The 11,389-nt window shown below is 54.6% G+C and carries 9 protein-coding genes; 1 reads left to right on the plus strand and 8 read right to left on the minus strand.

From position 1 onward, the window contains the following. Positions 1 to 195: 195 nt before the first annotated feature. Positions 196 to 957 carry a hypothetical protein gene (locus CFLAV_RS31185; RefSeq protein ID WP_007418940.1) on the plus strand — a complete coding sequence of 254 codons (762 nt, stop codon included), beginning with the start codon at positions 196 to 198 and terminating at the stop codon, positions 955 to 957. 78 nt (positions 958 to 1,035) lie between these two features. Here CFLAV_RS31185 and CFLAV_RS31190 read toward each other — a convergent pair whose 3' ends face one another. The 8 genes from CFLAV_RS31190 to CFLAV_RS36775 form a co-directional block, all read right to left on the minus strand. Further along, entirely contained in the window at positions 1,036 to 1,554 is a 519-nt protein-coding gene (locus tag CFLAV_RS31190; RefSeq protein WP_007418941.1) for a hypothetical protein, read from the minus strand. Between the two features lie 669 nt (positions 1,555 to 2,223). Next, on the minus strand, positions 2,224 to 2,952 hold the full coding sequence (locus CFLAV_RS31200; RefSeq protein WP_050786013.1) for a M48 family metallopeptidase: 729 nt from the start codon (positions 2,950 to 2,952) through the stop codon (positions 2,224 to 2,226). A 5-nt stretch (positions 2,953 to 2,957) separates the two neighbouring features. Continuing rightward, positions 2,958 to 6,149 carry a type I restriction endonuclease subunit R gene (locus tag CFLAV_RS31205; protein ID WP_007418944.1) on the minus strand — a complete coding sequence of 1,064 codons (3,192 nt, stop codon included), beginning with the start codon at positions 6,147 to 6,149 and terminating at the stop codon, positions 2,958 to 2,960. Next, a complete protein-coding gene (locus tag CFLAV_RS33575; protein ID WP_007418945.1) occupies positions 6,146 to 7,660 on the minus strand; it encodes a toll/interleukin-1 receptor domain-containing protein in 1,515 nt (504 codons plus the stop codon). Before CFLAV_RS33575 ends, CFLAV_RS31205 begins: the two co-directional genes overlap by 4 nt. A 15-nt stretch (positions 7,661 to 7,675) precedes the next feature. Next, the gene (locus CFLAV_RS31215; protein ID WP_007418946.1) at positions 7,676 to 8,125 is read right to left on the minus strand and encodes a GIY-YIG nuclease family protein; all 450 of its coding nucleotides are present in this window, start codon (positions 8,123 to 8,125) and stop codon (positions 7,676 to 7,678) included. Then, the gene (locus CFLAV_RS33580; protein ID WP_007418947.1) at positions 8,122 to 9,339 is read right to left on the minus strand and encodes a restriction endonuclease subunit S; all 1,218 of its coding nucleotides are present in this window, start codon (positions 9,337 to 9,339) and stop codon (positions 8,122 to 8,124) included. The genes CFLAV_RS31215 and CFLAV_RS33580 overlap by 4 nt, the downstream gene beginning before the upstream one ends. Continuing rightward, the gene (locus CFLAV_RS31230) at positions 9,336 to 10,826 is read right to left on the minus strand and encodes a type I restriction-modification system subunit M (RefSeq protein ID WP_007418948.1); all 1,491 of its coding nucleotides are present in this window, start codon (positions 10,824 to 10,826) and stop codon (positions 9,336 to 9,338) included. The genes CFLAV_RS33580 and CFLAV_RS31230 overlap by 4 nt, the downstream gene beginning before the upstream one ends. Beyond that, a partial coding sequence (locus tag CFLAV_RS36775) for a restriction endonuclease subunit S (protein WP_237712490.1) occupies positions 10,813 to 11,389 on the minus strand: 577 nt, incomplete at its 5' end. The genes CFLAV_RS31230 and CFLAV_RS36775, both read right to left, overlap by 14 nt.

Raw genomic sequence — 11,389 nt, forward strand, 5'->3', positions numbered from 1 at the left:
ACCCTCCTGAGTCCGGTCAGCCAATTTACACTTTCACATCCCATAACTAACAAATACCAACATGAACTAACTCTGTCAATGTAAACCTTCCAATTTATTGGAGTTTTTTACCTTCCAGCCATCAACCGATCATGAAACAAGTATTTTCCCGCCCAGGTAGTGGAACACCAAATGCTTTCCACGCGATGAGATAATATGAACGTGGAACGCTTATTTGGTCAGTCAGAGGATTATGGAGACGGCCCGAACCGCACGCGCTTTATCGTAGTCATGGTTGTGTGCCTCGCGACCATGATCTGGGCGCTCCTTGCCATCTCAGTCAGGCGGCCCAGCGACACAACTCTCCCACCGAAGCCTTATACCAAGGCAGACCTGCCACATCTCAAGAGAAACCTCAAGGCGCTCAAAGAGAATGCGTCAATTTTGACTGGAAAACTTTCCCGGCTGGACCGGACATCAGAAGGGCGCATCGCCGCGAAGCTTTGGGAAGAGCTCTTTTATACCCCTGAACATTATTCCGCTTTCGTGCAAAACAGGAATGTCGAAATGGCGCACGTCCTCGAACTCCACCCAGACCTGACCAAATTCATTAATCTCACCAAGGAATATCAGGATGCACGGTATTCCATTGCTACCAATTCAGATCTGACGGACAAAACCGCCGCCATCGCCGCGTTGGATAAGCGGCTCCAACCGCAATTCAAGTATCCCGAATACTCCCATGACCGCAAGACTTTCGACGCCGCACGCAGCGAACTCTTCGGGAATGCCGAGTTCGACAAGGCCCGCGAAGCCTATCGAAAAGCATGGGTGGCGCTTGCCTTGAAATGTCATCCTGAGTTGGGGGAATACTTTCACAGGGTAGATGTCTATGACACGGCCTACGCATACACCATGTCCCAAGCCAACGCGCTTTCGCTCGATATTAAGACCCTGGAGAATGCCCCATCGACATGATTTGGTTTCAGAAGCGCGGCGCATCCCACACCCCATCCATTCGGACACGCAACACGCAACACGCCGACCTGCCCTCGGTCATTTATTCACCCTCACCTCCCTCGGCACCGACTCCACCCGCCCCGTCCAAACCCGATACGTATTCGTCTCCGCCTCCGGAATCTCAAACACCGCCTTCAACCTCACCGGTTGCTGCTCTGCACCAGAAATTAAATTCAAATTTTGCCACTCATTCGTGCTCCATTGCACCGGCAACACATAGTGCCCGCCCGCCGGAATCGTATACGTCGAAGCAAAATTCTTGCTCCAATCCCTTTCCGACCTCGTAATCTTCACCACCTTCCCCTGCGCCGTCCTCACCTCAAACGACAAAGAAAAATATCCCCAACTATTCCAATCCTCATACACCCGCTGCGGCCGATCCGACACATTACTCACCACCACATAAAACCGCCGGTTCACCTCACCCGAAACATACACCCACGCCTCCTCCCGATTCACCGTCGGCACCACATCCACCGCCAGCCCCTCCGCGTAAGAGGTCCCCCCTGCCACCATCACACAACCCAAAACCACCACCGCCAAAATCCGTTTCATAAACCATTAGACGCAACACCTTGTCCAATACTCCGCACAACCTTCCGACGAGATCTGCGGCTCTAATCTACCGCGCCAGCAAACAATAAATCGGTGGGGTGAGAGTGGTGCCCGTCCGGAAGGACTCGACCCCTAACTCCGTCGGTGACATTACTCAACCGACCGAGCTAATCCGCAGACGCGACTCGCGATCCAATCCAACCGCCAGGCACGTTCCCTTGCGTTGGTAAGGATGCGTTGCCGCGCGCTCCCTAACTAAGCCGGCGACCCTGATCCTCCACATGCCTCCACCCGCGTACGCGATCAACGACTACGATCCCCTGCGCCAGCAATCAATTGAACGGAGTTTTCTCTCCGTTCTCTCTGTTTTCTCCTGTTCAACTGTATGGTTACGGCTAAAGCTGCTTCCGAACCCTTGCCGATTCCTTCTCAGTCGCCTGTAGCTTTGCCCGAAATTTTCTCGTGGAAATCGCCGCCTTGCAAAAGGGACAACTCACAATGTCCTTATTGAACCAGCTCAGCGGCTTCTGAATTTCTTTTTTACACTTCGGACAAGGAATTTCAAAAAGTTCATTACTAAATAAGTTATCCATTCCCACGACTGTCGCACATTGAACCCAAAACACCAGCTACTTACGCCCCCTTGCATCGCCTCGCCCGCGATCGACCTCACCCCACCGCAACTCGTTCCAACCGCCCCTTCCGTTCTTCCCAATCGGGCATCACGTGCCGCAACAGCTCATAAAACTTCTTCCCGTGGTTACCTTGCACCGCATGGCAAAGCTCGTGCGTGACAACATAGTCAATGCACGACGCGGGCGTCTTCACCAACTCTGGGTTCAGATACACGCCACTTCGCCGCGTCCAGCTTCCCCACCGCTTGCGCATCCGGCGCACTTGCATCTGGGGCGGCGTTCCTAAGCGCGTGCCCAACCGCGAAACGTTTTCCTCGAAACTGCGTGCTAGCCTCTCCTTCGCACGCGCCAGATACCAGCCTTCCACTAGCTTCCGCACCCGAGCCTTGTCCTCCTTGTTTGGGGTATGCACCAGGATAAACCGCCCTCGCATCTTCACTTCCGCCGCCTTCGTCTCGACGACCTTCAGCCGATACTGCCGGCCCAGATAACGATGCGTCTCGCCGCTTACGTACCGGCGCGGCGGTGTCTTTGGCAGGAACTCGCTGAAATAGCGTTGCTGACGTTTTACCCAGACCGCCCGCTTCCGCACTTTTGCCAGGACGTTTTCCAGCGCCGCTTTTTTGGGCGCGGTCACCACCACGCTCAAGTCGGGTTGCACCGTGATCGCCAGCGTTCGCCGGTCCGACCGTTGCAGCCGGAACGCAATCTTCCTCCCGGCAAAATCAATTTCGTAATCTTGATTCATGGTGGCCGTCCGCAAGGACCTCAGCGCGGGTAACGATTTTTGGCGATTTCAAGTGCGCGCTCAATGATCCCGTCCATGTCTTGCGCTGTCAGCGGCACACCCTTCTGCGACCTGACTTCGTATAGCAAGTCATCTATGGCGTTTCGCATTTCGTTCTGCACGTCAGGATTCGAGCGCCAATCAACGCGCAACCGCTCCTGGACGGCATTATCAATCTGCACTGCCAGATTCGCCGCGACATTCTGTGTTCCATACGGCTCGGTTTCCTCCCTGAACTCCAGGCCCTCTAGCGTCTCGCTCACCACGCCGTAAAACGCCTTCGCCACGTCGCGGTCGCGCAGGATTTCCGGCAGTTTGTCCCCGGTGCGACTTAACACGGACTCCATAACTTCCGTTACCTTGTTCAAGTAATCCTTCTCCGCCAACCGCCCCGCTTTGTAGTCGTCAATCGTGTCCTGCAAAATTTTCCCGAAGCGCCGGTAGAACACCGGGTCTTCGTCCATCTTCTCTGTGATGGTGCGTACCGTCCGGTGCGCGATCGTGTCCGCTTTCGATGCCACGCTTTCCAGCTTTTCGACTTCGGACTTGAAAGCATCCTTCTCGAAAATGTTCACCGGCGGCGTGACTTGCTGGATGCCCTCCGAGCGGACGTGCGTATCAATCAGCTTTTGCACTCGTTTTTCGTATTCTTTGTAATCCACTTGCTCCGCGTAGCGTTGCTTCACCGACACGCGCAGCTTGAGGAAGAAAGCGAGGTCATCCTTGTAACGCTGGATGGTTTTCTCCGGCGTCTCGCGCAGGAATTGCATCGTCGCCAGTGCGATGCCCAGCGTCCGGTGATAGGCGTTCAGCTTGTCGTAAAACTGTCCGCGCACTTCATCGTCGCCCAGCAGCCGTTCGTACTTCTCTTTGTCCTTTGAACCTTTCACCGTCTTGAACACGTCCCACAACTCGGAATGTTTCTGTGGCAGGCTGGCGACTTCTTCCGCCACGTCTGTAACCGTGCCGGAGATTTCATCTTCATCAAACTCCGGCAGCGCCGAGTAAATATCCATCGCCTCGCCCAACTTTTGCAGCACGCCGTAGTAATCCATGATGAAACCGAAATCCTTCCCGCCGGACAGCCGGTTCACCCGTGCGATGGCTTGCAAAAGGTTGTGCTCATGAAATGATCGGCACAGATACAGCACCGTGTTCTTCGGCGCGTCGAAGCCCGTTAGCAGCTTGCTGACGACAATCAGGATTTCCGGTTCGGGCGCGCGCTTAAAGGCGTTGATGATTTGTTCGAGGTATTGTTTCTCAGTTCCATATTTCGCCATCATTTTCTTCCAGAAGGCGCGTACTTCTTCCGTGTCCACTTCATAAACGCCCTCCTGTTCCTCGCGGGTGTCCGGTGCTGAGATCACCACTTCGCTCGTCACTTTTCCGAACTCATCCAAGTATTTCTTGTATTTCAGCGCCGTCGCCTTGTTCGGCGCGGCCAGTTGCGCCTTAAACCCCGTGCCTTGCCAGTTCTGGCTGTAATGCTCGCTGATGTCGAACGCCGCTTCATACACCTTCCGGTCGGCCTTGTTCAACTGGTCCGCCGACGCAAATTTCTTTTTCAAGTCCGCCCGTTGCGCCTCGCTCAACGGCTTCGTCACCACTTCAAACCACTTGTCTATCGCGTTTTGATCCACTTGCTGCAAAACCAGCCGCCCCTCGTAGAGCAGCGGCACGACGGCTTTGTCCCGCACGGCTTGGTCAATCGTGTAGGATGGTTCGATGTAGCCGCCGAACTTCTTCGCCGTCTTGTGCTCCTTCTTCATTAGCGGAGTGCCGGTGAAGCCGATGAAGCATGCGTTCGGCAACACCTTTTCCATCTTCGCCCCCGTCTCGCCATACACGCTGCGGTGGCTTTCATCCACCAAAACGAACAGGTCTGGCGATTCATTTTCAAACTCGCCCGCGTCCACCGCCGAGGCGAACTTATCTATGACCGTCGTGATGACGCTCTCCTTGCCCTCTGTAATGAGCTTTGTCAGGTGCTTGCCCGTCTGCGCTTGCGCCGGTTCAAGCCCGCACTGGTGAAACGTCTTTTTGATTTGCTCGTCCAAATCCACGCGGTCAGTTACAAGAACAATCACCGGATTGGAAATCTCCCGTTCCAGCGCCAGCGACTTCGCTAGCATCACCATCGTCAGGCTCTTGCCCGACCCTTGCGTGTGCCATACCACGCCACCCAACCGTCGGCCGTCCGGTTGCAGCTTACGCACGCGGGTAATGATACTGTTCACCGTGAAGTATTGTTGGTAACGGGCGATTTTCTTTTCACCTGCGTCATACACGATGAAGCGCCATGCCAGTTCAATCAGCCGTTCCGGGCGACACAGGTTGTAAAGAGTTCTGTCCTGCTCCGTGACCTCCCGACCTTCGGCTTCCAAATCGTCAAAATAGGTCTTCACATACCCGAAACGGTCAGCGAACAGATTGTCCTTCTGCACCCGGCTCAAGGGTCGGTTGATCAGTGTGTGAACCTCCTTCGTCACGTCATCCAGTTCGCGCCAGCGCGCCCAAAACGCCGACGCCGTGCCCGTCGTCGCGTAGGCCGCGTCATTTGCCGTCACCGCCAGCAGCAGTTGCGAGAAAACGAACAGCTTTGGAATGTAATCGTCGCCCTGGTTGCGGATGTTCTGCGAAATCGCCTGTTCCACCATGTCTTTGCCCGACTGCTTGCACTCGATGATACAGAGCGGAATGCCATTCACGAATAGCACCACGTCGGGTCGACACTTGTCCTTGCTGGCAGTGCGTTCTACCTCAAATTCCTCGACAACGTGAAACACGTTGTTCGCCGGCCTGCGCCAGTCGATGAAGTTGAGTGTGAAGCTTTTTGTGTCGCCCGCCACCATCTGCTCCATCGCTTTGCCCAGCACCAGTAGGTCATAGATTTGCTCGCTCGTCCGCACCAGACCATCGAACGGCACATCCTTGAGAGCTTGAATGGCCGCTTGGACGTTCGCTTCCGTGAATGCATATTGCCCGCCCTTGTAACTGAAGGTTCGCTTCCGCAGTTGCTCCGCCAGGATGCCTTCCAACAGCACATTGCCTAGCCGCCCCTTGCGCTGCAGAAACACCTCCTGCGGTCGCAGGTAGGTAAAGCCCAGATTTTGCAATAATTGCAACGCTGGCACCTGCGATACGTGGTCCTCCTGAAAAGATGGTTTGTTCATACTCCCGCCCCCTCCGGTCGGATATCTTTCAGCAAATTTTCATGTGGAAATTGTCGCCGCCACGATGTCCCTTGCCCGCGATACGCCGTCATCGCCCGCAGCGTCAGGCTCAGCCACTTGTCCCAGGCCGCCGCCATCTGCGCATCCTTCACACCCAGAGTCCTCCAGATGGCCCTCACCTCCTCGGGGGAGTGGACCAGCAGCCTGTAAGACCGGCTGCCCTGGTCGGCTTCGATGCGCAAGCTCTGGATCGGAACTAGCGGCATATGCCCATCGGCCTCCAACACAGCATCGTTGCCGCTCGCGATGAGGTTGGCCAGCTCCTGAACATGCAACCCCAGGTAGTAGGCTACCAGCGAAGATTTGTACTCCTCCTTCGAGCCGAACAGCTCGGCTAGCCAGGCCCAATTATCGAACAAGCCGACCAGGTAGCTCAACGCGAAGTCTGGTCGCTCGTTCAGCGAATATGGCCACCCAACTAAGGGAGGCTGCTTGAACAGTTCATCCATCTGGCTGCTGTACGAGTCGCGCACCCTCGCGCGGGACATCGCAACGCCCCGCATCAGCTCCCCAGAGAAAAGACACGCCGCCCCATGCACCGCTTGGAAAGTAAACACAAGCGCCGAAGGTATCTGTGTCAGATAGGTCATGCCGGCCACGTTCCAGCCCGCGGGCCCTATCAGCTCATCCAGGATGCTCGTCTGGTTGCTGAACTTCGCGTTGCCCGACACCGCGCCTGCCACGGCTAGGCTCATTAGTGGGCTGTAAATCGAAGACCCCTCGGTCAGGATCCTTGGCAAGTCCGCGACGAGGGCTGCCTTGCCCTCGTAAGCACTCCTCCACGTACTCAGGTTTTTCGCCAGCGGTTCCCGCGTTTTCTGCACTAGCTTCCGCCAGCCCATCAAGTCCCCGCGCTGCGCTATCGCCAAGCCCGCCGCATACATCGCGCTAGCATCCTCCACTTTCACCTCAACGGGAACAACCGCTGGTGCCGCCCCGCCGCCTAACTCGCCTACGAACGGATTCTTTCCCAGCTCCGGCTTCTTCACTTTCGGAACCTTATGGACCTTGTGCAGCAGTTCTTTAAATTGTTCTTCAACACTCTTCTCATCGCTCAGGTTCACGTAGAACCGCGTGCTTACAGACTTGGGCAATACGCCTCCTCCATTTTCCTGTCGAATGATAGGGACAAATTTCGATGTTCCCAAGTTCTTCACTAATTCACCCGTCACAATCATGGCTTCGTAACCCACACCTCCTTTGCCGTCATCTGCCTTACGAACGTAGGCTTCGGTGCAAATCATCAGCACACAATCCGCCTCAGACACCCCTTTCTCCATGAACTTAGGCACGTCGTCGCCAGGACCGATTTCCCACTGGTCCAAAGTGACTTGGATCCCGTTGCTCATCAGTTTTGACGCGAGATCCGCCACCCACTTTTTGTGGGCAGGCGTGTCGTGCGAATACGAAATGAATACCTTTGGTGCTTGCGGTTCTTTTGGATCACTCATTTTATCTAAGTTGTTTTAAATTCGTTGTAGGGCGTGTTCAACAAGGTCCTTGATGGAGATTTCCAGCAGTGCCTGTGTGACCGGATCTTCCACCCGCACATAACGAACGCTCATCTGGCTGATGCGCACTTTTTCTTTCCGCAATGCCTCGCAGAAAGCTGCATCCTTTTTCAGCGATTTCCGGCCACCTTCCACTTTGTAGGTTGCGAACCGCCCCGTGGCTTTTCGTGCCAGCCGGTATGCAAACGGCGCATCATGAACGCTGTTGCGACTATGCTGCAGGACCCGTTCGCGCACGTTCCCACCGCGGCCAACATACAGGGCCTTTCTCTTTTCAAAGAAAACGTAAACACCACCAAAGGTGTCGCTGGTCGGAAGCTGATCCCGTAACCGCAGCTCCATATCCATCAAATTTGCGTGGAGCGCCTTTACTTCGGCCATCAGCTTATCGAAGTCGTTTTTCATATTTTATCGGGCGCTTTCACGCGGATTTCTCCGGTCAGCAACTTCTGCATCAGCCCACGCTTTTGTTCTTTGAGCGCGTCGAGTTGCTTTTGCAGTAATTCGATTTCGCGGTCGCAGTCATTCAGCACAGTGGCAATGCGCTCTTGCTCTGCCATTGATGGCAGGTCAATTGGGATGCGCATGAACTCCGTCTTGCTCAAAACGCGATTACGCCCAGCGCCGCCAGGGGACGCCAGCCCCATTGCGTGAACAAACCGTTTTTGCTTAATGACGTGACGGAAGTAGCCTGGAAAGCTCACGGCGGGCTTGAACGTAAACGTCGGAAACCGATGCGATACAAGCGCGCCATCAGCTTCCGACGGGACAATGGCCGCAGCGCCTTCCCAACCGAACGTGATATTCACTACGAGGTCATCCGCGCGCAGCACAAACAATTCATCGAGTGCAATGTCTTCTGCCTCGAAATCACGTTTCAGGAAAACACCCTTGCCATGACTGCGAATGCCAGCAGCTAGAAATGCTCCTTTGGGCTTCGGAACGACGCGTGGCTCAAAGTTGACTATATCGCCAAGGTGTAATTTGCGCCACGGTTTGCCCTTAAACTCCTTGAACTGCGTCTGCCCCGTCAGCAGTTGCTGCATCAGCCCCCGCTTAAATTCCAACTTTTTCCCCAATCGGCTCTCCGTTCTGCAAATATCGTCATCCCAAAATTCCAGCAGATCCGCTATAGCAACTTGTTCTTGTCTTGGCGGCAAGGGGAGCAAAAACTTTCTTTGCAGTGAGGTTGGGTTGATGTTCGCCTGCGCCACGGCTTTCGTCGCTAACTGGCGCATGATGCGCTGGGAATGAGATGTGTTGAACAAATAGCAAACGTAACGAGGATCAACCAAGTTCCGGCGAAGTCTGAATCGCACCAAGTAAGACGCGCACACAAAATCGCCACTCTCCCTAAACAGTCCCGTTTTACCAACAAGGTCTAGGCTGTTTGTCCGATTGAAAAGCAAGTCACCGTCCTTTAAGCGCTGCTTTGCCAACACCGCTTCCGTGATAGACACACGATCAGGATTCCCCACCACCACCTGACCATCGTTAATGTTCTTCATCCCCAAAATCGGGATCGTTCCATCCGGGCTTGTTGGGGTTGAGATTCCATATTGGGAGTGTTCAACAACCTCCCCGAAAGGAAGAACACGCCACTCCGTTGGAAGTTTCATAGCCCGAGCTCCTTGAGGTATCCAGCCATCTGCTTACGCACGCGTGCCAATTCGATTTCCAAGTCATCAATATCATTCTGTACGGCTTTCAAATTGACTGGTTTCTCAGGCTCGAATGTGTCCACATAGCGCGGGATGTTCAGATTGAAATCATTCTCGTCGATTTGCTCCGGCGTGGCGCGGTAGGCGTATTTGTCCACCGTCTTAAATGCCGCGTAGGTCGCCACGATTTTCGTAATGTGGTCTTGGCTCAGTTTGTTTTGGTTTGTGTCTTCCACAAATTCCCTGCTTGCGTCGATAAACAATACGTCCTTCGTATTCTTCCCCTTGTTAAAGATCAGGATCACTGCGGGGATGCCCGTGCCGAAGAAAAGTTTTTCCGGGAGACCGATCACCGCTTCCAGAACATTTTCTTCGATGAATGCTTTGCGGATGCGTTCTTCCGCGCCACCACGGAACAGCACGCCATGCGGTGCAATAACGCCCACCTTTCCCGTGCCTTCTATCGCCGTCTCGACCATGTGGCTGATGAAGGCGTAATCGCCCTTGCTCTTGGGCGGCACACCGCGATGAAAGCGGTGAAACTTGTCGGCGTCGGCGCTGTCCGCGCCCCAATCCGCCAGCGAGAACGGCGGATTCGCCACCACGATGTCGAACTTCATCAGCGAATCCCGCTCGATGAGCTTCGGGTTGTTGATTGTGTCGCCCCACTCAATTCGCGCCGCGTCCTTGTTGTGGACGAGCATGTTCATCCGGCACAGCGCCCAGGTGCTGCCGTTCATTTCCTGCCCATAGAGCGAGAAATCGTTGTCGCCCACTTCGTCGCCCACTTGAATCAATAGCGAGCCAGAGCCGCACGTCGGGTCGCAGATGCGGCTGCCCTTTTTCGGCGCGAGCAGCTTCGCCAGCAGTTCCGAGACTTCGCCCGGCGTGTAGAACTCGCCGCCCTTCTTGCCCGCGTCGCTGGCAAAGTGCCCAATCAGATATTGGTAGGTGTTGCCAATGATATCCTGCTTGCCAACCCGCGACGGGCGCAGGTCGAGCTCTTCCACTGCGAACTTTTCCAGCAGAGACTTGAGCCGCTTGTTGCGCTCTTTCGTCTGGCCAAGGTTCGCTTCCGAGTTGAAATCAATGTTGCGGAACACGCCTTCCAACTTGGTCTTGTTCGCGTCTTCAATTTGCTCCAACGCCACATTGATAAGCTCGCCAATGTTCGCCTCAGAGCGCTTCCCATACAGGGTGTAGAAATCGCACCCATCCGGCAGGATGAAGCGTTCCCGCGCCAGCCGCCGCTTCGCGCGCTCGGCATCGCCTTTAAACTCCTTTTCGTATTCCTCCTTCTTGTCCAACCACACGTCGGACAAGTATTTCAGGAACAGTGTTACGAGGATGTAGTCTTTGTATTGGGCTGGGTCGATCGTGCCGCGAAACGTGTCGCAGGCGTTCCATGCCACTTGGTTAATCTGGTCTTGGTCAATTTGTTTCATCTGATTTTAAAATTTTAATTTTTTCGGCTGTCATGTCGGCTAAAATGCTTTGCACAAATGTGCGCCGTTTATTTTTGATTTCTTCGAGCAGTTCCTGCTCCCTTATCCACAGTTTGTGAATCTTGAGAATTTTCTCCTGTGTTTCGACATTTGGTACCGGAACCTTCAAATCCGACAATTCCGGAATCGAAATAAATGGAATTGTGGAACCTGATCGCCGGGCACGAATCATCTCTTGCGTGTCAGGCTGGTTCAGCCACCATGCAAAAAAGTCAGGGCGTAGGGTGGCAGTCCTGATTCGAACCACCAGGAGATTTGGCGCAGCAATGACTATGTCGTCTGTTTTTGGCACAATCACCGACGCGGTATTCCAGTTGCCCCGGCTGGCGACGAGAACATCGCCAGCGAAGAGACAATGGCCATCCGCATCTGAGGGGGCCTCGATGCGCTCGAGGTCGTTTTTAAGCAAACCACTAATGGCATCGAGGTCCTTCATTTGCGCCAAAAGGCATCCGTGCCGCCCCACCCGCACAGGCTTCTTTCGAAAAGGGTAGCCCGTGCGG

The organism is Pedosphaera parvula Ellin514 (genome assembly GCF_000172555.1).
In the GTDB taxonomy this organism is placed as follows: Bacteria; Verrucomicrobiota; Verrucomicrobiia; order Limisphaerales; family Pedosphaeraceae; genus Pedosphaera.

Bases quoted from the DNA above. Each gene is read 5' to 3' on its own strand.
- CFLAV_RS31185 (WP_007418940.1), top strand. From the start codon at position 196: ATGAACGTGGAACGCTTATTTGGTCAGTCAGAGGATTATGGAGACGGC.
- CFLAV_RS31190 (WP_007418941.1), bottom strand. From the start codon at position 1,554: ATGAAACGGATTTTGGCGGTGGTGGTTTTGGGTTGTGTGATGGTGGCA.
- CFLAV_RS31205 (WP_007418944.1), bottom strand. From the start codon at position 6,149: ATGAACAAACCATCTTTTCAGGAGGACCACGTATCGCAGGTGCCAGCG.
- CFLAV_RS33575 (WP_007418945.1), bottom strand. From the start codon at position 7,660: ATGAGTGATCCAAAAGAACCGCAAGCACCAAAGGTATTCATTTCGTAT.
- CFLAV_RS31215 (WP_007418946.1), bottom strand. From the start codon at position 8,125: ATGAAAAACGACTTCGATAAGCTGATGGCCGAAGTAAAGGCGCTCCAC.
- CFLAV_RS33580 (WP_007418947.1), bottom strand. From the start codon at position 9,339: ATGAAACTTCCAACGGAGTGGCGTGTTCTTCCTTTCGGGGAGGTTGTT.
- CFLAV_RS31230 (WP_007418948.1), bottom strand. From the start codon at position 10,826: ATGAAACAAATTGACCAAGACCAGATTAACCAAGTGGCATGGAACGCC.